The sequence below is a fragment of the Acinetobacter sp. GFQ9D191M genome, from assembly GCF_011174875.1.
Taxonomy (GTDB): Bacteria; Pseudomonadota; Gammaproteobacteria; order Pseudomonadales; family Moraxellaceae; genus Acinetobacter.
On sequence record NZ_JAALGV010000002.1, the window covers coordinates 50,245 to 73,159 of the forward strand.

Below are 22,915 nucleotides of genomic sequence, written 5' to 3' on the forward strand. Positions count from 1 at the left end.
ACAGGGCTTTTTTTTAATAATCTGAAAATACGTCTTTTAAATTTTTATAATGAATTTCATCCAGTAATTTCTGCTCTTCCAGCATGCAGCTATGATGCAAATCCAGATAATACTGTTTTAAATCTTTTTGATAAGGCACCGGTTCCGGCTCTTTGCTTTGCGATTGCTGATAAGACCAGTAAGCCAGCTGACGGATTTTCTGCAAACGTACCAATAGGGTGCTGCGAGTCGAAACTCTAAAGCAGGGCTCAACTAAAACCGGAACGAGGCTACTGAAAGCAAGCAGGGCCAAACAAGGCAAGGTAATAAATGCTGAGTGAAAATACTGATAATTTATAAATGACAGAATCGCAATCAGGGTTTGCATATACAGGCAGAGTTGCAAACGCTTGGCATAGCGAACAGAACTGTATTTCGCCTGAAACTGGGCGCGCCAGATATAAGGATAGAGCATGCCGATCATTACAATAGTACCTGCACTAAGCGCCTGATATTTTGAAGTCACAAAGTCAGGGTAAAACGGCAGCGAAAAGCACAGGCAACAAAATCCTGTGATCATGATCAGAATACCAATACGTAAATACAGATAGAGATCAGTGGTCTGGTTCAAATATTTATAACGGCCATAGCTGAGGCTGCAAAAGAATGCATCAGGATGGCGTAATTGCAATCTGGCTAGATCAAAAGAACGGGATGCAGACATGGGAAGGGCACATTCTATTGGTGATAATCACGCATAAAAAAACCAGCTGAATGCTGGAGATTTTCATTGCACCATTCTAATCAGAATTAAAATGGTGCCCGAGGCCAGACTCGAACTGGCACGCTTTGTGGGCGGGGGATTTTAAATCCCCTGTGTCTACCGATTTCACCACTCGGGCATGTGCGCAATAATAGAGGACGAAATAAAGCTTGGCAAGTAAATTTCAATACGTTTGCTTTATTTTAAAGCAATTCAGTAGTTTAAATTAAAAAATTAAATCCATAGTGCTAGATGATAAGCGTGAGAAGTCATGTAATTTTCTATTTCAGGCCGTGATTCATAAAACATTTACAGGTGCTCGTCCAGATAAGTATCGATATCGATGTATTTAATCTTCTTACACTGCTCATGTTCCAGTTTAAACAAGCGGGTATGTAAATCCGCATAGTGCTGAAGCTGATTTTTCAATTCTTCATTTGGGGAGGTCGGCTTGGAATGAAAAAATAATTTCAGACGCAGTTTCCAGGTTTGTAGATAGGCCCAGAAACAGATGCGACGTAACTGCTGCAGTTGATATTGTTCAGTGCTATTGGTAGCAGGACGGAACATATTTTCTTTATAGAACCGTACAAAACCAAAACTGATCCCGAAAAAGAATAGAATCCATATGACCGTACTGCTTTGTAGGAAAGCCAGATTCAGCGCTTCCAGCACAATGACTACGGTAAGTTTAATCGGTGTATGCCTTAAAAATTGATAGAGAGAGTGAGAAGAGTGCCGGATTTGCTTGATCACCAGTGGAATCACCAGCATCAGAAATAGCAGAATAGTCAGAATTGCATAAGCTTGCGCCTGAAAGTCTGGGGCAGTTGATAGCTTAGAGGAATAAACATCTTTGAGAACCAGGCTAATCGGTACAAAGATCATGGCAGCTAGTATCCAGGGAATTAGTTCCTTGAGATCACTTAAAATACCCTTGGTTTTGATCTGACCATAAAACAGATAATTTCTTTTAAAGGCAGCGGGATAAAGCAGTTTAAGTTGCTGCAATAAAAGATCAATCTGTTTGGTTTGCATGATAAAAAGTAAATAAGAAACTTGCCGCCTACTATAGCCAATTTACGCCAGAATGATAGAGATGATCCGGATTTTGCAATTATTAGAGTTGAAGCTAAAGATTTTAATTTTTTAGTAAGGATTTATGCGAAAATAGTCCATTGCATATTTATTTTTTAGGGACAGTTTATGACTGATCAATCTCCTGCGACGCTAAGCGACATCGAAATTTTAGACATCCTTCAAACCATGAAGAATGATGAGCTAGATACGGAAGCAAAAGAAGTCATTCGTCAGGGTGGTAAAGCGGGTCGTCAGGAAGCGCATAAACAGGCGCTGGTTGTATTGAATCAGTCATTTGAAGAAAAATTTGTTGAAGCAGTTTCTCTTGCCCTCAATCTGAATGAAGCACAAATCAAAAAAATCCGCTATAAGAAAGACCGTATCCGTATTTTAAAAGCGCGTGGTATTGATTACCTGGCCATTGATGGTGCGGAAACTGCCTTTGTACTGGCACAGATTGCACAGGCGATTCTACGTGAAGATGCGATCGTCACTCATGACCTGCATAATATTTTCCCATTCTGGAAAGAAGGCTGGCCAATGGTGCAATTTGATAATGCCTACAAAATCTTGCAGGAAGATATCCAGATCCATTATCAGGCAGTCCTTGAAGCGCTTTTATCAAAAATCTAAACTGAATTAAATGTAAAGAAGCACCTTCGGGTGCTTTTTTAATGAGAATAAAATAGGGAAAGCAGCCAGCGCACGGGAAGGATAAACAGCCGCCACCAGGTGATGAGCGGATAGTAAAAATATTCGCCTATTCTTAAAGTCGAATCAAATCCTTGCCGGCGTTGTTCATAAGGATAGGGAGTCAGCCAGATTGAAAGTAAAATGAGCACAATTGCTATGATCAGAAATACAGGCTGTTGATCTTGCATAAAGAAGAAATAGAATAAATATAAGGCCGAATAAAAACTCAGACAGGCGAGTAGCGCAGCAATATTCATAAAAGTCTCATTATTATTGTTTTTAGAATTTTAAAAAAATTGAAGAAGAACCCGATTATTCTGATTCTTCTGTCGGTGGCTTTTTCACTTCCAGCATACGTGTAACCAGTAACTGATCAATCTTGAAATGATCCACATCGACAACTTCAAACTTGTAACCTGCATGTAGCACAATATCTGCAGGACGTGGAATCTTACGCAGCTTGAACATCATAAAACCAGCTAGGGTTTCATAGTTCTCTTCATCTGGCATTTCATCAATTTCCAGCGCATGTTTGATGTCTTCAATGGGCGTACTGCCATCAATCAGCCATGAATTGCTGTCACGCTTAATGATCTGCTGGTCTTCTTCCAGGGGAGTAACCCAGTCGCCCATCACGGTAATCATAATGTCGGAAAGGGTAATCACACCCACAACCAAGGCATATTCATTAATAACGACAGCGAACTTTTCCTTGGTTGAGCGGAAGCGATCCAGTAATTCAGATAGAGTCAGTGTATCTGGAATGGTCAGAACCGTACGGATAGTATTTTCATTCAACTGAAGTAAAGACTGATTATTCAGAATACGAACCAAAATATCTTTTGAGTCGACATAGCCAATTACATCGTCGATATTTTCATTACAAACCAAGAATTTGGAATAAGGAAATTCAGCCAGTTTCTGGCGAATACTGGCTTCAGATTCTTTCAAGGTAAAGAACACCACATTTTCACGAGTCGTCATACTGGAAGGAACATTACGTTCTTCAAGCTCAAACACGTTCTCAATAAAGTGATGTTCCTGTTTCTGTAATACACCTGCCTGAGCACCCGCATCCATTACCGCTGAAATATCCGCGAAGGTAATATTGTCGTCTCGGATGGTATTCACTTTAAACAAGCGGAACAACAGGTTCGCAATGGCATTGATGAACCAAGCCAATGGTTTACAGATTTTGATAAATACCTGAATCGGATTAATCACCGAGACAGAAATTTTTTCTGGAGCGATCATGGCCAGACGTTTCGGCATCAAGTCCGCAAACAGAATAAATAATGAAGTAACTGCGGTGAAGGACAGGCTGAATGCAATCGTTTCAGTCCAAGGACCTTGATAAAATCTGGAAAGTAAATTGATGATATAAGGGCGGAAGGCGCCTTCACCTAAAATACCGCCTAAAATGGCAACGGCGTTTAAACCAATTTGGGAAGCTGCAAAAAAGTCAGCAGAGTTTTCTTGTAAATCTAAAACTTTTTGAGCGCGAATATCTCCCGATTCAGCCAAAATTTTTAATTTGACCTTACGGGCACCTGCAAGCGCGATTTCTGTTAATGATAAAAAACCGGCCCCCGCGATGAGTAATAAGATAATCACGATGTTTTGAAAGAGGCTCACGAATCCACCTGTGGATTAATATGATCTAGCTAAAAATATTTTTAACACAAAAAAAGACTTGAGGTACAAATAAAGCAACTCAAGTCTCTAGAGTATAAGCTTAAAAATGAGCAATTTAGCTAATATTCAATTTAATAATGCGAAAATTGCGAATTATTCATTAAAAATTCACGATTTTCTTCTTCGATCATCTGACGCGCTACATATAGGATCAGCTGACGTAACCAGCGATGGGCGGGATGATGATGCAATAAAGGACACCACGCCATCTTCAATTCAAACTCAGGAATATAGAATGGTGGGTCTTTAATGAGTAAGTTCTGGTTTTTGGCTTGCAGACGTGCAATACGGGTCGGTAGTGTTGCGACAAGATCTACATTGGCAGCCAAAAGACCGGGCATCTGATAATGACGGGTAAATACCGAAATCTTACGTTTTTGGCCAATACGCTCAAGCGCCTGATCAATCCAGCCGAGACCCGCCTGTTTCTCAGGGTTTACTCCAAAGCCAACGCCCATACCAGTTTTCGATACCCAGATATGCTGTGCATCCAGATAGCTTTTCAGATTCAGGTTGCCCGCAGCCGGATGCTTGTTATTTAACAGGCAAGAAAAACTATCGCGCCAAACCAGTACCTGATGGAAGCTTTGCGGAATTTCATTAAAACGGTTAATCGCCAGATCAACTTTACCTTGTTCCATGTCACGATAGGACACATCACTTGGCGTTAAGAAGTCGAGCACCACATTCGGTGCTTCTGAACGCAATGCTTTCACCAGGCGTGGTACCAGCGTGGCTTCAGCATAATCTGAAGTCATGATGCGGAAGACACGGTTTGAAGTATAAGGACGGAATTCAGTACGCGGTTCCAGAATCATGGAAAGATCCGCTAAGGCATCGCGGATACGAGGTTGGAGTTCTAGTGCACGTTCTGTTGGGGTCATACCTTCAGAAGAGCGAATCAGGAGGGGATCATTAAATAAATTTCGTAAGCGACGTAAAATGTTACTCATCGCAGGCTGGGTTACCCCAAGTTGTTCTGCAGCACGCGTGACATTTTTTTCACGTAGAAGTACGTCAAGATAAATGAGGAGATTAAGATCGACCCGCTCCAGATTCATAAAAAAAATACCGAAAATAAAATTATGAAATTATATGGATTATGCCATAACTACTATAGCTTGTGTACGCAACTGATGAAAAAAAGCCCAGCTGATTGTACTGAAATACCTTTTTAGAGTCTCTTTCACCGCAGATTTTACCAGCCTGAATCATTCTCTATTTTTAAGAGCAGAAAGGAAATGTGGCTGCATCCGAAACGAAAGAAAGGCATTTCTGAAAAACAGAGGGAATTAGCAAATAATGTGCCAGATTTGATCAAAAATATTTCAATAAATAAATGAAAAATAATTCCTTCGAAATAAGTATTCCAGGTTTTAAGGCTTATAAAGTAGACAAAAGTTGCTGAAATTAAGCGCTGCTAAAGTCTTGCAAGACTTAAGTCTAATGAATATTTTTTGCCCTTATTGCTGATGTTTTAGGCAAAATCCAATTTTAAAAATTCAAAAATAAAATATAAAATACAATAACTTATAAAATATTGATCAATATATAATTAGACTTTCATCTACATATTTTTTAAATAAATAATGATAATTCTTGCAGAATATTGGATTAATTTTTCGAAGCCCACTAATCTTTAGCTATCCCAACGGATCGTCGAAAATCTGAACAAGTCATTGAGGGTGTGATTTGAGCGGTTCGTTGCAGAAAAATCCTAATATTAATACAGGAATATATCATGACTACATACCAAACAGCGATTGATGCAATCCGCGAATTAAAAGCGAAATTCGGTAACACTTGGGCAGACATCAGTCCTGAAGATGCTGCGCGTATGCAACTTCAAAACCGTTTCAAAACTGGTTTAGACATTGCTAAATATACAGCGGCGATTATGCGTCGTGATATGGCTGCTTATGATGCAGACTCTAGCAAATACACTCAATCACTAGGCTGCTGGCACGGTTTCATCGCTCAGCAAAAAATGATTGCGAACAAAAAATACTTCGGTACAACTGAACGTCGCTATATCTACCTTTCTGGCTGGATGGTTGCTGCACTTCGTTCAGAATTCGGTCCTCTTCCTGACCAATCTATGCACGAAAAAACTTCTGTTCCTGCATTGATCGAAGAAATCTACACATTCTTACGTCAAGCTGATGCGAAAGAGCTGAACGACCTGTTCCGCGCACTTAAAAAAGCTCAAGACGCTGGTGATACAGCTAAAGCTGCTGAAATCACTTCACAAATCGACAACTTCCAAACTCACGTTGTGCCAATCATTGCGGACATCGACGCTGGTTTCGGTAACGAAGAAGCAACTTACTTACTAGCTAAGAAAATGATCGAAGCGGGTGCTTGTGCACTTCAAATCGAAAACCAGGTTTCTGATGCGAAACAATGTGGTCACCAAGCTGGTAAAGTAACAGTTCCACACGAAGACTTCATCGCGAAAATCCACGCTCTTCGCTATGCATTCCTTGAAATGGGTCTTGACGACGGTATCATCGTTGCACGTACTGACTCTGAAGGCGCTGACTTGACTCAAAAAATCCCAGTGGTTAAAGAGCCAGGCGACATCGCTTCTCAATACATCAGCTACTTAGACACTCAAGAAATTGACATCTCTGAAGCACAAGAAGACGAAATCCTGATCAAACGTGATGGCAAACTTCACCGTCCTAAACGTCTTGCTTCTGGCTTGTACCAGTTCCGTGAAGGCACTCAGATCGACCGCGTTGTACTTGACTGTATCACTAGCTTACAAAACGGTGCTGACCTTCTTTGGATCGAAACTGCGACTCCAAACGTAGCTGAAATCGCTCACATGGTTAACCGTGTACGTGAAGTTGTGCCAAATGCGAAACTTGTTTACAACAACTCTCCATCATTCAACTGGACATTGAACTTCCGTCAACAAGCGTACGACCGTTGGGTTGCTGAAGGTAAAGACGTATCTGCATACGACCGCGCTAAACTGATGAGCGCTGAGTACGACGATTCTGAATTGGCTGCTGAAGCTGACGAAAAAGTTCGTACATTCCAAGCAGACGCTTCTCGTGAAGCAGGCGTGTTCCACCACTTGATCACTCTGCCTACTTACCACACAGCTGCTCTTTCTACTCACGAGCTTGCTCAAGGTTACTTCGGTTCTGAAGGTATGTTGGCTTATGTTGCTGGCGTACAACGTAAAGAAATCCGCGGTGGTATCGCTTGTGTGAAACACCAAGCAATGGCTGGTTCTGACATCGGTGACGACCACAAAGAAATCTTCGCTGGTGACAACGCGCTTAAAGCGGGTGACGATGCGAAAAACACAATGAACCAATTCTCTGCTTAATCAGCTCTGAATCGATTCTAAAAAAACCCTGCGCAAGCAGGGTTTTTTTATGCCTAAAATAAAAATAATAACCTTATAAATTGTTGAAATAGCTAGATGAAAGGCAAAATCTTCATATTTTCTTCATGATTCAATTTTATACATATTTTTCTGTGATCAAGCCTTGCATTCTCTAGGCCACTGCCTGAATATCCTTAAGCTGACTCAATAATGCAACGCTTTCCATAATTCATTAAATTCAAAGTGATTCAGACTTATGCTGTCTAAGTTTTTCATTCATCGTCCTATTTTTGCAGGTGTGCTGGCCATTGTAGTCATGGCCATTGGACTTTTTGCGGTGATGAATTTACCTGTTGAACGTTATCCGGATATTGCACCGCCTCGTATTACTGTGGCAACAACCTATACCGGTGCATCTGCAGAAACAGTAGAAGAAAGCGTGACCCAGGTGCTGGAACAGCAAATTAAAGGTATCGACCGCTTGCTGTATTTCAGCTCAAGCAGTGATTCCTCAGGTCGAAGCCGGATCAGCATCAGTTTTGAAAATGGTACCGATCCAGATACAGCACAAGTACAGGTTCAAAATGCGATTAACGGGGTTCTCAATCGTTTGCCAGATGATGTCCAGCGACAGGGCGTGAATGTCTTCAAATCTCTTGGCGATACCCATATGGTCATCGGTTTGTATGATGAGTCACGGCGTAGCAGCAATATTGAACTGTCTGATTATTTGACCACGCATCTGGAACAGGATATTTCCCGAATTGATGGCATTGGGGAAGTGGATGTTTTTGGTTCACAGTTCGCAATGCGCATCTGGCTGAATCCAGCAAAATTGAAACAATATAACCTGATGCCAAGTGATGTGCGGGCAGCGATTGAATCACAAAATACTCAAGTGGCAGCCGGCGCAATTGGGGACTTGCCAACAGCCGATGATCAGTATCTGAATGCCAAAGTCACATCAGGCAGCCGTTTAAAAACAGTCGAAGAATTTGAAAATATTATTGTGAAGTCTGCCCGGGATGGTAGCTTTATCTACTTAAAAGATGTTGCACGGGTTGAATTGGGTGCGGAAAATTATCAGTCATATAGCACCACCAACGGCTATCCTTCTGCCGGTCTGGGCATTTCACTGGCCTCCGGTGCCAATGCAATTGCGACGTCGAGTCTGATCAAGGCTGAAATCGAGCGACTCTCCCAGCAGTTGCCGGAAGGCTATAAAATTGCCTATCCGCGTGACAATACACCGTTTGTTAAAGAATCGATTAAAGAAGTCGTTAAAACTTTATTCGAGGCGGTCATTCTGGTCGTCATCGTGATGTTTATCTTCCTGCAAAACTGGCGTGCCACCTTAATTCCGACTGTAACTGTGCCTGTAGTTTTACTCGGAACCATGGCAGTACTTTATGTTTTGGGACTGAGTATTAATACGCTGACTTTGTTTGCCTTAGTACTGGCCATTGGCTTGCTGGTCGATGATGCCATTGTGGTGGTAGAGAACGTTGAACGTCTGATGCATGAGCAGCAGCTTACAGCCAAAGAAGCAGCACTGGAATCCATGCAGGAAATTAGCGGAGCATTGATCGGGATTACCCTGGTTTTAACCGCGGTCTTTATTCCCATGGCATTCTTTGGTGGCTCAACCGGGGTGATCTATCGTCAGTTCTCGATTACGCTCGTGGCAGCGATGTCTCTGTCGCTGATGGTCGCACTGATTCTGACACCTGCACTTTGTGCGCTGATTCTAAAACCAAATCCAAAACCTGCCAAGTGGGCGAGTTGGTTTAACCAGAAACTGGATGGTTTGAAGCATCGTTATCTGAAAGTTTCTAATGTCACTCTACAACATAAGGCCATTAGTCTGGTGCTGTTTGCCGGATTGCTCTGCGTATTTGCTTTATTTTATCGCGCCTTACCCACCAGCTTTTTGCCGAGTGAAGACCAGGGTATTCTGAATCTGCAAATCCGGCTGCAGGAAGGCGCGCCAATGAAAAACACCATTCAGGTCGGTGAGCAGATTCGTCAGTATTTTCTGGAAGAAGAAAAGGACAATATCGACTTGGTCATGCTACGTTATGGCCGTAACTTCTCAGGTACCGGTCAGAACCTGGCGACCGGTTTTGTTGCCTTGAAGCATTGGGATGACCGTGCTGGAGAAGAAAATACCGCGCAGGCGATTCGTGAACGTGCTATGAAGCATTTTCGCAGTAACCGCGATGCTCAAGTCAATATCAGCATGCCGGCTTCAGTGAATGGTTTAGGTCAAACCGACGGCCTGGATTTCTGGATTCGTGATATTAACGGTAATGGCCGTCAGTATCTGGAAGAGCAGTTCCAGAATATGCAGGCTGGAGCAGCTCAATATAGTAGCTTTGAAAATCTGGATAAGCGTTCCAATCCGGAAAAAGCCGAACTGAAAGTCAATATTGACCAGAAACAGGCTATGGCCAATGGTCTGAGTCAATCCGCAATCAACAGTACGCTTTCAGCGGCCTGGGGGGGTAATTATATTAATGACTTTATTGATCGTGGCCGGATTAAACGGGTGATTATGCAGGGCGATGCAGAATTCCGTTCCAAACCTGAAGATCTGGCGCAATGGCATGTACGTAATGACCTGAACGAGATGGTGCCTTTCAGTAATTTCGCTCAGGTGGACTGGAGTGGTGGTCCTGAGGTGGTCAACCGTTTTATGGGCTATACCTCGCTGCAAATGCAAGCGGATATGGTCAAAGGTTCCAGTTCTGGTGAAGCGATGCAAGATGTTGAAAATCTGGTGGCAGAACAGGATGGCATTGACGTGGTCTGGAGCGGTTTATCCTTTGAGGAAAAACAATCCAGTAATCAGGCAATCTGGTTATATCTGGTGTCGATTGGTTTCATTTTCCTGTGCCTGGCCGCTTTATATGAAAGCTGGACGATTCCGACTGCGGTCATGTCCGCTATTCCTCTAGGGATTGGTGGGAATATCATTTTTAGTTTTCTGGCAGATTTTCCGAATGATATTTACTTCCAGATTGCTTTGCTGACCACGATTGGTCTGTCCTGTAAGAATGCAATTTTAATCGTAGAGTTTGCGGCATTGGCTCAGGAAAAAGGTAAATCGGTAGTTGAAGCTGCACTTGAAGGTGCTTCACTGCGCTTGCGCCCAATCCTGATGACATCTCTGGCCTTTGGTGCTGGGATTCTGCCACTGGTCTTTGCTTTTGGTGCTGGTGCAGCCAGTCGTCGTGAGATTGGAATCAGTGTTTTTGGTGGAGTGATCTTTGGAACGATACTGGTGCTAATTTTTATTCCATTTATGTACGTTTTAATTCGCCAAATGACGATGAAGAAATCACATACATAATATCAATTGAGAATATAGCATTCTAAAATCCCCGTTATAACGGGGATTTTTTTATCGGAAATAAAAAGGTAAAGATTGGCTTAAATTTAAGCATGGTGTGAAAATTGCTATAGAAATCATCTATTCATGGCGTGTGCATCCTAAAGATGCATTTGATGGGGATTTCTGATTTATGTTGTCGCGCTTTTTTATTTATCGTCCCAAGTTTGCAGCGGTCATTGCAATTTTAATGATGGCCCTTGGGGTATTTGCACTTCAAAAAATTCCCATTGAACATATGCCAAATATGGATACGCCAGCTTTAGGCGTTTCCGCAGGTTATCGTGGTGCATCGGCTGAAACAGTTGAGCAATCGGTGACCCAGATTCTGGAACAGGCGGTAAAAGGCATTGAAGGTCTGGAAACTTTTCACTCCAGCAGTTCGGTGGGACGGGCCCAACTTACGCTGCAATTTGAGCCAGGAGTCGATCTTGATCAAGCCCAGTTACAGGTTCAAAACGCCGTGAATGGTGTATTGAGCCGCTTACCTGAAGAGACGCAGCAGGGCGGAGTCAATGTTTATAAATCAGGGTATGACCAGTTTGCACTATTAAGTTTATATGATGAGAGTGGGCAGAGTAGCGTTACCGAACTTTCAGATTATTTGATGGTCCACGTCGAACCGCGTTTGTCACGTATTGAAGGTGTAGGGGAAATTGACCTGTACGGTGCAGGTTATGCCATGCGGATTTGGCTAAATCCGCATAAGTTGCACCAGTTTAACCTGATGCCAAGCGATATCCGTAATGCCATTGAAACTCAAAACGCGCCACTGGCTTCAGGCGCAATTGGTGGTTTGCCGACGATGCAGGATCAATATCTCAATGCCAAGGTCAGTGCCGGTTCACATTTAAGCAGTGTGAAAGAATTTGAAAATATCATCGTTAAAACCACAGATTCCGGTGCATTACTGTATTTAAAAGATGTGGCACGGGTAGAACTAGGTGCAGAAAGTTATAACCACATTAACTATACCAACGGACAGCTCTCTTCAGCTTTATCGATTACTTTGGCGCCGCGGAGTAATGCTATTGCCGTGTCCAAACAGATTCAAGACGTATTAAAAAACACTCAGGCCAATTTGCCACCGCACTACCAGTTGCAAATGACCATGGACAAAACTCCATTTATTACCAGCTCAATTGAACAGGTAGCTAAAACTCTGGTTGAAGCCATTATTCTGGTCATTGTGGTGATGTTTATCTTCCTGCAAAACTGGCGTGCCACGATTATTCCGGCCGTTACGATTCCGATTGTGGTTTTGGCGACCTTTGCAGTGCTGTATGTCTTGGATATGACTCTGAATAGTTTTACCTTATTTGCCCTGATTTTAGCCATTGGTCTGCTAGTCGATGATGCCATTGTAGTGGTGGAAAATATTGAACGCCTGATGCAGGACGAACATCTGGATGCCAAAGCGGCTGCCTTAAAATCCATGCAGGAAATGAGTGGAGCACTGGTCGGTATTACGCTGGTACTTACTGCAGTATTTATCCCGATGGCTTTCTTTGGCAGTATTACTGGGGTGATTTATCGTCAATTTTCCCTCACTTTGGTAGTGGCGATGTTGCTGTCTTTATTCGTGGCCTTGGTCATTACCCCAACATTTGCGGCACAGTTATTGAAACGCAAACATCATCAGGCTCGCTGGGTACAGCGCTTTAACCATGGCATGGATCAGCTCAATGCCGGTTATCAAAAAGTTTCAGCTCGGAGCATGCGATTGAAATTCACGATGTTGGCACTGTTTGGTGTGTGCATAATGGGCTGCGGCTGGGTATATAAGCATTTGCCGGAAGGCTTGATGCCCACCGAAGACATGGGCTTTGTCATGGGGCAGATCGTCATGCCGGGCAACGCACCGCGTTCAGAAGTCGAAAAAGTCGGGCGTGAAGTACAAGACTATTTAATGAAACATGAATCAGAACGCATTCAGAGTGTAGGCGTCTGGTATAGCGGCAACAACGTTGGTGTAGGCCCGTATCGTGGGCAGCTCTTTGTGGTATTAAAAGACTGGGCTGAACGTAAAAATCCTGAAGATTCGGTCTTTGCCATTGTCGATCGAGCACAGAAACACTTTGCCAATCATGCCAATGCTCAAATTTTCTTTATGGCACCTTCCATGTCGAGTAATGGTCGTGTAGTCGATTTCTGGTTGCAAGACCTGGATTATAAAGGAGCTGAATTTTTACAGGAGGCATTTGGCCAGATTGAAGCGCGTGCCCAAGGCAAATCATCGATTGAATTTTTACAGCTGGATCAACCCAAAGAAAGTGCTGAGCTGAATATCAAACTTGATGCAGAGCGTGTGTTAAAGCATTCCATTCCTCAGCAAAATGTAAACAGTACTTTGGCTGCAGCGTGGGGTGGAACTTACATCAATGACTTTATTGATCGCGGGCAGATTAAGCGTGTGATTATGCAGGGTGAAGCAGAATACCGTTCCAAACCTGAAGATCTGGCCTTCTGGCATGTACGCAATCAAAAAGGTGAAATGCTGTCATTTAACCAGTTCAGTAGTCTGAATTGGCAGGGCGGGCCGAACAGTATTAACCGCTATATGGGCTATAACGCTGTTCCAGTCTATGCCGGGATTCCAAAGGACAAGTTTTCCAGTCAGACCATGCAGGATGTTGAAACATTGGTAGATACTCAGGAAGGCGTGAATCTGGCCTGGAGCGGAGCCGCATTGGAAGAAAAGCGTAGCAGCGGTCAGGCGATTTTTCTTTATGTGATTTCGATTGCCTTTATTTTCCTGTGTTTAACCGCTTTATATGAAAGTTGGACCATTCCTGCGGCCGTGATCAGTGCCATTCCATTGGGCGTAGGCGGCAGTATCTTATTTTGCTGGGTCTTTGGTTTCGCCAATGACATCTTTTTTCATATTGCCTTGCTGACGACGATTGGTCTGTCCTGTAAAAATGCCATTCTGATTGTGGAGTTTGCTGCACAGGCAGAGAAAGCAGGAAAAACAGCTATAGCTGCAGCCTTAGAAGGAGCAAGTTTGCGCTTACGGCCTATTCTCATGACTTCTATTGCTTTTGCTGCGGGAGTGATTCCTTTGATTTTTGCTTCTGGGGTCAGTGCGATCAGCCGTCAGGAAATTGGTGCCAGCGTTTTGGGCGGGGTCATTTTTGCAACTATTTTGGTATTATTCTTTATCCCGTTTATGTATGTGTTAATCCGAAACCTGTTTCGTGTCAAAGCAACAAATAAAGTTATACAAATCAATCAGGAAAATGAGGAATACTCACTCTAGGGCGGGTATGTTTCATACCTGCATGGAATGATGGTAGGGAAATGCAGTACCAAGAAAAAATACAGCAACTACATGAGACTCTGCTGACAGGGGAAAATAATATTCATCAGCTTCTGCAAAAGTTGAATATTGCCGATCAGGCCAGAATTTTGTCTGAGCTTGGACCAGCAGAACGCTGTCAACATTTCAAGCAGCTGGAACGTCAGGCAGAAGTACTGGAGTTCTTGCCGCTGGCCATGCAAATCCAGCTGGCCTATCAATTTCCTCTGGAGCAACTGGCCAGTCTGATGGATGCCATGCATTCCGATGACTTCATTGATTTATACAAGCAGATGCCCTGTGAAGTGCAGCAGCAGTTACTTGGCAAATTATCTACCCAGTCGCTACAAACCCTGCGAGAGCTGCATGCTTATCCGGAAGAAACAGCCGGTGCATTAATGAGTTCAGACTTCGTCACGCTTGCTCCCGAACTGAGCATGACGGAGGCGATTGAAACGCTACGTGATATTGCGGGGAATCATGACACTTTATATCTGATCTATATCGTGGATGAGAAACAGCATCTGCTCGGCGTAATTTCCTTAAGGCAAATTATTCAGGCACGGCCGGATGCCACCATTAATGAGGTCATGACCACAGATGTGGTCTATGCCACAGTGGATGAGGATCAGGAGCAGGTCGCCCGTACCTTGGCCTATTATGATTTTATTGCCTTGCCAGTGGTCGACGCGACCCAGAAGCTGGTCGGGATTATTACCTATGATGATGCCATGGATATTGCAGAGGCAGAAAGTACTGAAGATATTTTAAAATCCGGTGCAGTGACGCCTTTGAATGAACTGAGTCTGAAAACCGCACCGATTCTCAGATTGTATCAAAAACGGGTATTCTGGCTGGTCATCCTGGTGTTTGGCAGTCTGCTCTCCGGAATCGGGATTGCCCATTTTGAAGATATTATTTCCACCCATATTGTGCTGGTATTTTTCTTGCCATTATTGGTGGGTAGTGGCGGGAATGCTGGTTCGCAATCTGCCACCTTGATGGTGCGTGCCTTGGCAACAGGCAATGTGCAGTTTAAGGACTGGTTTAGCCTGCTGGGTCGTGAATCCCTGGTTGCGTTATGTCTGGGTGGAACGATGGCCATTGCTGTATCAATCTTGGGTTATATTCGAGGTGACTGGATGGTCGCCATCGTACTTGCTTTAAGTATGTTAGGTATTGTGCTGATGGGCTGTCTGATTGGCATGAGTTTACCCTTTATTCTCAACAAGCTGAAAATGGACCCAGCCAGTGCATCAGCACCGCTGGTAACGTCGATTTGTGATGCCACTGGGGTGATTATTTACTTGTTTATTGCCTCTCAATTATTGTTTTAAATACCTAGCAATTACAGCTTAAATAGAAAAAATACTTTATGCTCAATTACATCAGCTTCATTTCTGGAAGAACCTATGCCTGATCCCGGACAAAAAAATAAATTGAGCCAACAGGATGTCATTCGTCTGGAGCGGGATCTGGCCAAGTTTGCCAATATGATGGATTCGGTGGTACGGATTCCATTTACCAAGCAGGGCGTCGGGGCAGATGCTGCTTTGAGTACCATTCCGGTAGCTGGAGATATCGCAGGTTTTGTATTGACCAGTTATGCGATTTATAAAGCCCGTCAGATCGGGGTGCCAAGTGAAAAATTAAAGCCAGTCCTGAAAATGGCCGTCATGGATGCTGTGGTCGGCTTTATTCCTGTAGCAGGAACAATATTTGATATTTTTATTCGTCCTAGCCGTAAGGCACTGGATATTGTGCATCAGCATATCCGGGACGAATACCAGATCCGTACCGATCATCATGTGGTACATCCATTTCTGCATGAAAGTTTGGAACGCAGACAACAGCAATCTGCTTTCTGGCGTAATCCTGTGGTGGCCTGGATCTGGATTCATCTACCAGATATCTTAGGAACTTTCTTTTTGATTCTGTTAATTATGGCCATTGGCTGGGGCACAATGCAGCTCTTTCAATGGTTTAAAGCCTGAAGGTTTATAAACCTAAACTTAATAAAAAAGCCTGCAAATGCAGGCTTTTTTCTATCAAGCAATCAATGCGTTGCTTAAGGGCAATCGAGTTGTTGCAAAGCAGCAACACGTTGTTCAATCGTTGGGTGAGTCTGGAACAGTGCCGCCAGACTAAAACCTTGTTCCTGACCAGCAGAAATTGCAAAGGCTTTCATTTCTTTCGGCATAGTATCCGGCATTTCTGATTCCGCCTGTAAACGTAATAACGCTGAAATCATCGCCTGTTTGCCTGCCAAACGTGCACCTGCTTCATCAGCACGATACTCACGGTAGCGTGAGAACCACAGCACGATCGCTGAAGCCATAATACCAAATACGATATCCAGCACAATGGTAATCACAAAATAGCCAATACCCGGTGCCTCACCTTCTTCACGACCGAAGATCGTACGGTCTACAAAGTCGCCAACTACACGGGCAAAGAACATGACAAATGCGTTGACTACACCTTGGATCAAGGCCAGTGTCACCATATCGCCATTGGCAACGTGACCAATCTCGTGTGCCAGTACCGCACGAAGTTCGTCTTTATTCATGCGTTCAAGCAGACCCGTGGACACAGACACGAGCGCATCGTTCTTGTTCCAGCCTGTTGCAAAGGCATTTGACTGATAAGATGGGAAAATACCCACTTCCGGCATTTTAATGCCAGCGCGCTGAGAAAGTTGCGCAACTTCTTGTAATAACCATGCTTCTGCCTGGTTACGAGGGGCATTTGGGTCAATCAGTTCAGTACCGGTTGTTTTTTTCGCCATCCATTTAGACATGAACAGGGAAATCAGTGATCCCACCATACCGAACACAAAACAGATCACCAACAGGTTGCCTAGATTCAAGCCACCCGCGCCATGGTAACTACCGACACCGAAGAGTGACAGGATAATGCCAGCTACAACCAGTACCGCGAGGTTGGTTAGCAAGAACAAACCAATCCGCATCATTGAGAAATCCTCTTATTATAAAAAAATAATCTGATTAGCAAATGAAAATCATTGAAATCAATATGGGGTGAAATGACTAAAAATTCAAGAAAAAAAATGGCCCTGGATCACAAAACACAGCTTTATTTTTTGCTGCATTTTCGCTAAGGCTATTTAGAATCAAATGATTTTGATTTATTTATTCACTTAAATAAATTTTAGCTGCTGCTGTTGCATTCGCCGTTGCATAAGAACCCATCGGTGCATCGGTATAACTGCCATCAGAATTCATAATAATCTGACGCTGATACTTGGCTGCCTGAATGTGTGAAGTACTGCTGCTATCATTGGAGTAGTTCGCTGAACTGGCAATGATGCGGCCTTCACTGGATGATGTGCTAGACGTGGTTGTACTTGCACTCAGGCCATGAGTATACAGATTTTGATAACGGCTGGTCACACGGCGTACATAATCCTGAGTCTCCCGGAAAGGCGGGATTCCACCATATTTGCTGACATTGCCTTCACCGGCATTGTAGCCCGCCAGTGCCAGGCTGGTATTGCCATTAAAACGCTTTAATAACCAAGCCAGATATTTAGCACCCGCCATAATATTCTGATGAGGATCATAAGCATTACTGACATTAAAGCGACGTGCAGTGGCTGGCATCAGCTGCATCAAACCTTGTGCACCCACAGGGGAGCGGGCATGGGTATTAAAGCCGGATTCAGTATGCATGACTGCTTTAATTAAACCTTCAGACACACCATAAGTCTGGGCGGCCTGACGAATGATCGAATCAAAAGCGTTCTTATTCTTGCTATAGCTAGGCAAAACTGACGACTCGCTGCTGCCCCAGTTACTATAGCTATGAATATTGCTATCCGGATAATAAGTCTTCTTTTCGACCTGAAGATGATTATAACGGCTCTTCTTATTGGTCAATAAGGTACTGCCGTTTTTATCACGCAACTGATAGATGGTTTCACCGGCATACACCAAATGACTGCAGCCCAGCATAAGCAAGCTACCGATCAGTTGACACCCCAAGAAATACGTCTTTATTTTCATTGTTTATATTTGATAAATAATAAGCTAGAAAAATTCATGGATGAGTTTAACAAAAAATTACGTAATGCACAGCCTTATACGCTGCATTTATAAACGAGTATGTAAACGGGAACAGCTGTCAATATTTTGAACATTAAAATATTTTTTTTATTTAATTTAAAACCTTAGGGTTGACAGCTTTAAGTTGTTGATTTTAATAATAAAATAAATTGATCAAAAAATGATCAATTTAAAGAAAAGCCTTAAATTTTGAGGTGAACAAGTTGTCAAGTCCATTTCAATCCACAAAGTTATCCACAGCTTTTGTGGACAACTGTGGAAAAGTCCAAAAGATAAGCATCTTGCTTAAAAATTGAACTAAATCGTTCAATATATCAATCTAAATAAAACATGAAAATGAAACTAATATGGCATTTGTATGAAAATAAATTCTTTTGATGCGATACGGAACCGAATCAGCTAAAATTGCGCGGTATTTCTATTTATGGGTTATTCTCGTCTATGTACTCGCCAGTTGAATCCGAGCAAGGATTTAATTTCAAACCTGAACTGCCAACAAGCTCTGCCTACTACCGTTTGTTGAAGAAGCTTCGCCGCCAGGTCGGACATGCCATTCGCGACTTCAAGATGATTGAAGACGGCGACAAGGTCATGGTGTGTATTTCTGGTGGTAAAGACAGTTATACCTTGCTTGATATCCTCCTTCAGTTTAAACGCATTGCACCAATCAACTTTGATGTGGTGGCGGTTAACCTGGACCAGAAACAGCCCGGTTTCCCGGAAGATGTATTACCGCGTTATTTAGAAGAAAATAACATTCCATATTACATCTTGGAAAAAGATACCTACAGCATTACCAAAAAACTGACACCGGAAGGTAAGACTTACTGTGCAGTATGTTCACGTCTGCGCCGTGGTTCTTTGTACGGTTTTGCTCAGGAAATTGGGGCGACTAAAGTGGCGCTGGGTCATCACCGTGATGATATTTTGGCAACATTCTTCCTGAACCTGTTCCATGGGGGCAGCCTGAAAGCCATGCCGCCAAAACTGCTGTCTTCTGACAAAAAGAATATCCTGATTCGTCCATTGGCCTATGTGGAAGAAAAAGACATCATCAAATATGCACAGATGCGTCAATTTCCAATTATTCCATGTAATTTATGTGGCTCTCAGGAAAATCTTCAACGTGCCATTATCAATGACATGTTACGTGAATGGGACAATGCACATCCAAAACGTCTGCACAGCATCTTTGGTGCCTTGCAAAATGTTTCACCATCTCAGTTAGTTGACCGTGAATTATTTGATTTTGAAATTCTGGATAGCCAGCGCGAATTCGATTTCAAAGGCAGCTGTTCAACTGAAGAGGCGGTAGAAGGTGAGAACCGCCGCATCAATATGGTCAATTTGGGCTTTGCAGCGGACTAATCGACCTATATAAAGTTAAGCCGATACAGGCATGGGCTACGGCCTATGCCTGAATCAAAAATAACACAAGATAAGAACTACAAAAATTGAACGGTGCGTACAAAATTCGTTAGCCTTTGCCATAATGATCATGTTATAACAAGTCACAAGCATAATAGCTTCAACCTGATGTCGTCTGGATAGTCGACACAAATGAATAAATAAATTGAGGAAAGATCATGCCTGCTTTTTTAACTGATGATTGGTTTTCGACTGTAGACACGCTCACTGCACAAGCTGGTGATTTGGATTTGCCACCTGCTTTGGCGAATCTGGCAATTAATTTGGTCGTTGCAGACACTACAGGTAATACAGAATTATCTTTGGAAGGTGGCGCGATTAAAAAAGGTTTGTCTCCAAATGCAAAAACAACATTGAACATGGATGGCGAAACCTTACGTAAAGTTTTCCTTGAGTTTGATATGGCGGCTGCAATGCAAGCCTTCATGACAGGTAAAATCAAAGTGCAAGGCGATATGTCTCAATTGATGGCATTACAAACAGCGAAGCCAAGCCAAGCTCAAAAAGACCTCTTCAAGAAAGTTCTTGAAAATACCACAGCTTAATAGTTTTGATCTAAAAAGCTGTAGTAAAAAAAAGCTTACCCTGAGGTAAGCTTTTTTTTTATAGCTGAATATCTGGATTTGAAATGATCAGGCTTAAATATTCACCAGCTGTGGAGTGGTCTTGATGTGTTCCAGATAGGCACGAATACGGGTCACGTATTGCAGGGCCTGACGGTAACGACCATTACTGGCTTTATTCTGTTCCAGATAAGCATACAGGTTTACCCAGTTATTCGGATTCTTGCCTTGGGCCTGAATACGTTTTTGCAGCTGATTCACAGCACCTGGGCCCATGTTATAGGCAACTAAAGCAAACCAGTTACGATCCGGATAAGGGATATGTTCATAACGGCTCAGCATCTGGTCATAGTATTTGGCACCCCCATCAATACTTTCGCCTGGATCTGTCCGGTTACTAACCCCCATCGCTTTTGCGGTAGAGCTTGTGAGCATCATCAGACCGCGGACACCGGTGGGAGATACGGAGTTTGGCTTTAGATAGGATTCCTGGTAACCGATCGCGGCGAGCAGGTGCCAGTCCAGATCGTACTGCTGAGCAGATTTCTGGAAGCTTGCCTTGTATGTGGGGAGGCGCTGGTTCAGGTCCTGTTGAATTTCATCCCAAGAATGTTCTTCTACCACATTCTGATTGTAGAAGGATGCAAGCTGCTTGATCACACCACTTTGTTTGCCTTGACAGACAAAAGCACTGGCGGTTTGACTCAAGGGATCACTGGCTGATTTAAATACCAGATTCAGATTGGCATTCAGTCCATTACTGGCCAGTGAAGACTCATCACCACAAGTGGCAGAAAAAGCTGTTAAGCGCTCTTGTTCAATCGTACCCAGATCAGTCGTGGTCATGGCCAGATTGGCTTTGCCTTGGGCTACCCATTTCAGGGCCGTGGCATTATCCGGAACAGTTTTAAAATCCAGCTTAACATTCAGGCTGTTGGCATAGTTACGAACCAGGTCATAACCAAAGCCATGCTGATGTTGTCCATCCTGAAACACAGTCGTTGGACTTTGAACTGTGACGACGGTGAGTTTGTTGCTATTGACCACATGATCATATTGAAATGTGGTTTTAGTGGCATTGATACTATGAAAGGGGATAAGTGCCGTACTCAGTACCAGTGCTTTTACAGGGAGAGAAGAGATAAAAGAGCTAAGGCAAAGCCTCGACCCAGTGGTTGAACTACTGTGCATGTTGTCTCCGCTACAAGTAATTTATGCCCTAAAAATCACAGCCAATACTAGCCAGAAACTTTTAAAAGTTTGATAAATTCAATAAGGGTTGGGCAGTCATGACGTCATTCAAAAATGACTAAATTGATCGGGAAATATGTAGAAAAACTACATAGATTAAAAAATAAGCGATTCCAAAAGTAGGGTGCATATTAAAGATCAAAAAATGAATTGTCAAATTTTGTACATAATTTATTTTTTAAATGTAATTTAAGTTGTTAAATTTATTGAAGAAAAAAATTGCATATTCTGGCTTGTCCTAAAACTCCAAATAAAATAAGCTCTTAATGTCTAAAAACTGGTTCAAAATTGGCAATTAAAACACATGAAATCTAACCTGATTACCCGTGGTGGACACGACAAATTGGTGGCAGAACTTAAAAATCTCTGGCATGAGGAACGTCCTGAAATTACCAAAAAAGTGAACTGGGCAGCCAGTCTCGGCGACCGTTCGGAAAACGCAGATTACCAGTATAACAAACAGCTTTTACGTAAAATTGATCGTCGGGTTCGTTATCTGGGCAAGCGTCTGGAAGAGCTGCGAATTGTTGATTTTTCTCCTGAACAGGAAGGCAAAGTTTATTTTGGTGCCTGGGTCGAAATTGAAAATGAACAGGGTGAGCAAAAGAGCCTTCGGATTGTGGGCGTCGATGAAATTTATGATCATCATCCGCAGCATATTTCGATTGATTCACCCATGGCACGTGCCCTGTTAGGCAAGTCAGTGGATGATGAAGCTGAGGTGATGACACCATCCGGCAAGAAACTCTGGTTTATCAATTCAATTCGCTATGAAAAGCCAGAAAATTCAGAAGATTAATGAAATTGATTTTATTTTGCGCAGTTGATGCAGAGAAATTGGAAAAATATTTGCCAAGCGCAATTTTTATTTATATGATGGCGGCCATGGAAGCGTGGCAGAGCGGTTTAATGCACCGGTCTTGAAAACCGACGAGGGCTTATACCCCTCCGTGAGTTCGAATCTCACCGCTTCCGCCAGATACGAAAAACCCCGATCATTGATCGGGGTTTTTATTTTTAACTCATTAAAATGATTTTAAATTTCCATTGTTCAAAATGATGTAAATATAGGGATTAAATTTCATCCTTAAAATAAAAATATCAGTACCAAGATTCTGTGTATAAAATTTTATCTACTCTAAAATTTTCGTCTGATTTTTGACTGAATGAACTGATTTTTACAGAAGTTTTGCGAAAATTTATTGCCAAGAAACAGAAATATTTATATGATGGCGGCCATGGAAGCGTGGCAGAGCGGTTTAATGCACCGGTCTTGAAAACCGACGAGGGCTTATACCCCTCCGTGAGTTCGAATCTCACCGCTTCCGCCAGATACGAAAAACCCC

The 22,915-nt window shown here is 42.9% G+C and carries 17 protein-coding genes and 3 tRNA genes; 11 read left to right on the plus strand and 9 right to left on the minus strand.

The window, feature by feature from the left end:
* Positions 1-13 precede the first annotated feature (13 nt).
* The 3 genes from G5T77_RS00655 to G5T77_RS00665 form a co-directional block, all read right to left on the minus strand.
* Complete coding sequence (locus tag G5T77_RS00655) at positions 14-703, minus strand: hypothetical protein (protein ID WP_005236809.1); 690 nt, start codon at positions 701-703, stop codon at positions 14-16.
* 92 nt (positions 704-795) lie between these two features.
* Positions 796-881, minus strand: a tRNA-Leu gene (locus G5T77_RS00660).
* A gap of 170 nt (positions 882-1,051) precedes the next feature.
* Complete coding sequence (locus G5T77_RS00665) at positions 1,052-1,780, minus strand: hypothetical protein (RefSeq protein ID WP_166137810.1); 729 nt, start codon at positions 1,778-1,780, stop codon at positions 1,052-1,054.
* 168 nt (positions 1,781-1,948) lie between these two features.
* Here G5T77_RS00665 and G5T77_RS00670 point away from each other — a divergent pair, with 168 nt between their 5' ends.
* Positions 1,949-2,455, plus strand: coding sequence for a hypothetical protein (locus G5T77_RS00670; protein WP_166137807.1), 507 nt, complete (start codon positions 1,949-1,951; stop codon positions 2,453-2,455).
* A 38-nt stretch (positions 2,456-2,493) separates the two neighbouring features.
* Here the strand turns inward: G5T77_RS00670 and G5T77_RS00675 are convergent, their stop codons facing one another.
* The 3 genes from G5T77_RS00675 to G5T77_RS00685 form a co-directional block, all read right to left on the minus strand.
* Entirely contained in the window at positions 2,494-2,772 is a 279-nt protein-coding gene (locus G5T77_RS00675; protein ID WP_166137804.1) for a hypothetical protein, read from the minus strand.
* 55 nt (positions 2,773-2,827) lie between these two features.
* Positions 2,828-4,150 (minus strand): hemolysin family protein, encoded by a 1,323-nt coding sequence (locus tag G5T77_RS00680; RefSeq protein ID WP_004784777.1) that lies wholly within the window; start codon positions 4,148-4,150, stop codon positions 2,828-2,830.
* Between the two features lie 131 nt (positions 4,151-4,281).
* Positions 4,282-5,271: a LysR family transcriptional regulator gene (locus G5T77_RS00685; protein WP_004784775.1), complete on the minus strand. Its 990-nt coding sequence runs from the start codon at positions 5,269-5,271 to the stop codon at positions 4,282-4,284.
* 680 nt (positions 5,272-5,951) lie between these two features.
* Between G5T77_RS00685 and G5T77_RS00690 the strand changes: the two genes are divergently transcribed.
* From G5T77_RS00690 to G5T77_RS00710, 5 genes are all read left to right on the plus strand, one after another.
* On the plus strand, positions 5,952-7,553 hold the full coding sequence (locus G5T77_RS00690; protein ID WP_159123482.1) for an isocitrate lyase: 1,602 nt from the start codon (positions 5,952-5,954) through the stop codon (positions 7,551-7,553).
* Positions 7,554-7,809: 256 nt separating this feature from the next.
* Positions 7,810-10,905, plus strand: a complete 3,096-nt coding sequence (locus G5T77_RS00695; protein ID WP_166137801.1) for a multidrug efflux RND transporter permease subunit — start codon at positions 7,810-7,812, stop codon at positions 10,903-10,905.
* 172 nt (positions 10,906-11,077) lie between these two features.
* Positions 11,078-14,203, plus strand: coding sequence for an efflux RND transporter permease subunit (locus G5T77_RS00700; protein ID WP_166137798.1), 3,126 nt, complete (start codon positions 11,078-11,080; stop codon positions 14,201-14,203).
* A 41-nt stretch (positions 14,204-14,244) separates the two neighbouring features.
* Positions 14,245-15,579, plus strand: a complete 1,335-nt coding sequence (gene mgtE / locus G5T77_RS00705) for a magnesium transporter (RefSeq protein ID WP_166137795.1) — start codon at positions 14,245-14,247, stop codon at positions 15,577-15,579.
* A gap of 75 nt (positions 15,580-15,654) precedes the next feature.
* Positions 15,655-16,236 (plus strand): DUF4112 domain-containing protein, encoded by a 582-nt coding sequence (locus G5T77_RS00710; RefSeq protein WP_005236796.1) that lies wholly within the window; start codon positions 15,655-15,657, stop codon positions 16,234-16,236.
* Between the two features lie 74 nt (positions 16,237-16,310).
* Here the strand turns inward: G5T77_RS00710 and htpX are convergent, their stop codons facing one another.
* Together htpX and G5T77_RS00720 are read right to left on the minus strand one after the other, a co-directional pair.
* A complete protein-coding gene (htpX, locus tag G5T77_RS00715) occupies positions 16,311-17,216 on the minus strand; it encodes a protease HtpX (RefSeq protein ID WP_166137792.1) in 906 nt (301 codons plus the stop codon).
* A gap of 178 nt (positions 17,217-17,394) precedes the next feature.
* Positions 17,395-18,216 carry a lytic transglycosylase domain-containing protein gene (locus G5T77_RS00720; protein WP_166137864.1) on the minus strand — a complete coding sequence of 274 codons (822 nt, stop codon included), beginning with the start codon at positions 18,214-18,216 and terminating at the stop codon, positions 17,395-17,397.
* Between the two features lie 552 nt (positions 18,217-18,768).
* Between G5T77_RS00720 and ttcA the strand changes: the two genes are divergently transcribed.
* Positions 18,769-19,695, plus strand: coding sequence for a tRNA 2-thiocytidine(32) synthetase TtcA (gene ttcA / locus G5T77_RS00725; RefSeq protein WP_005236792.1), 927 nt, complete (start codon positions 18,769-18,771; stop codon positions 19,693-19,695).
* 218 nt (positions 19,696-19,913) lie between these two features.
* On the plus strand, positions 19,914-20,300 hold the full coding sequence (locus tag G5T77_RS00730) for an SCP2 sterol-binding domain-containing protein (RefSeq protein ID WP_004784757.1): 387 nt from the start codon (positions 19,914-19,916) through the stop codon (positions 20,298-20,300).
* A gap of 93 nt (positions 20,301-20,393) precedes the next feature.
* Here the strand turns inward: G5T77_RS00730 and G5T77_RS00735 are convergent, their stop codons facing one another.
* Positions 20,394-21,509, minus strand: a complete 1,116-nt coding sequence (locus G5T77_RS00735) for a transglycosylase SLT domain-containing protein (protein WP_166137789.1) — start codon at positions 21,507-21,509, stop codon at positions 20,394-20,396.
* 364 nt (positions 21,510-21,873) lie between these two features.
* On the opposite strand from G5T77_RS00735, the gene greB reads away from it, so the two are divergent.
* The 3 genes from greB (at position 21,874) to G5T77_RS00750 (ending at position 22,900) form a co-directional block, all read left to right on the plus strand.
* The gene (greB, locus tag G5T77_RS00740) at positions 21,874-22,368 is read left to right on the plus strand and encodes a transcription elongation factor GreB (RefSeq protein WP_159123487.1); all 495 of its coding nucleotides are present in this window, start codon (positions 21,874-21,876) and stop codon (positions 22,366-22,368) included.
* A gap of 88 nt (positions 22,369-22,456) precedes the next feature.
* Positions 22,457-22,547, plus strand: a tRNA-Ser gene (locus tag G5T77_RS00745).
* Between the two features lie 262 nt (positions 22,548-22,809).
* Positions 22,810-22,900, plus strand: a tRNA-Ser gene (locus G5T77_RS00750).
* Positions 22,901-22,915 lie beyond the last annotated feature (15 nt).

Coding starts and splice junctions, on each gene's coding strand:
- G5T77_RS00655 (WP_005236809.1), bottom strand. CDS start 703: ATGTCTGCATCCCGTTCTTTTGATCTAGCCAGATTGCAATTACGCCAT.
- G5T77_RS00720 (WP_166137864.1), bottom strand. CDS start 18,216: ATGCTGGGCTGCAGTCATTTGGTGTATGCCGGTGAAACCATCTATCAG.
- mgtE (WP_166137795.1), top strand. CDS start 14,245: ATGCAGTACCAAGAAAAAATACAGCAACTACATGAGACTCTGCTGACA.
- G5T77_RS00685 (WP_004784775.1), bottom strand. CDS start 5,271: ATGAATCTGGAGCGGGTCGATCTTAATCTCCTCATTTATCTTGACGTA.
- G5T77_RS00735 (WP_166137789.1), bottom strand. CDS start 21,509: ATGCACAGTAGTTCAACCACTGGGTCGAGGCTTTGCCTTAGCTCTTTT.
- G5T77_RS00710 (WP_005236796.1), top strand. CDS start 15,655: ATGCCTGATCCCGGACAAAAAAATAAATTGAGCCAACAGGATGTCATT.
- G5T77_RS00695 (WP_166137801.1), top strand. CDS start 7,810: ATGCTGTCTAAGTTTTTCATTCATCGTCCTATTTTTGCAGGTGTGCTG.
- G5T77_RS00675 (WP_166137804.1), bottom strand. CDS start 2,772: ATGAATATTGCTGCGCTACTCGCCTGTCTGAGTTTTTATTCGGCCTTA.
- G5T77_RS00700 (WP_166137798.1), top strand. CDS start 11,078: ATGTTGTCGCGCTTTTTTATTTATCGTCCCAAGTTTGCAGCGGTCATT.
- greB (WP_159123487.1), top strand. CDS start 21,874: ATGAAATCTAACCTGATTACCCGTGGTGGACACGACAAATTGGTGGCA.
- G5T77_RS00730 (WP_004784757.1), top strand. CDS start 19,914: ATGCCTGCTTTTTTAACTGATGATTGGTTTTCGACTGTAGACACGCTC.
- G5T77_RS00690 (WP_159123482.1), top strand. CDS start 5,952: ATGACTACATACCAAACAGCGATTGATGCAATCCGCGAATTAAAAGCG.
- G5T77_RS00665 (WP_166137810.1), bottom strand. CDS start 1,780: ATGCAAACCAAACAGATTGATCTTTTATTGCAGCAACTTAAACTGCTT.
- G5T77_RS00670 (WP_166137807.1), top strand. CDS start 1,949: ATGACTGATCAATCTCCTGCGACGCTAAGCGACATCGAAATTTTAGAC.
- ttcA (WP_005236792.1), top strand. CDS start 18,769: ATGTACTCGCCAGTTGAATCCGAGCAAGGATTTAATTTCAAACCTGAA.
- htpX (WP_166137792.1), bottom strand. CDS start 17,216: ATGATGCGGATTGGTTTGTTCTTGCTAACCAACCTCGCGGTACTGGTT.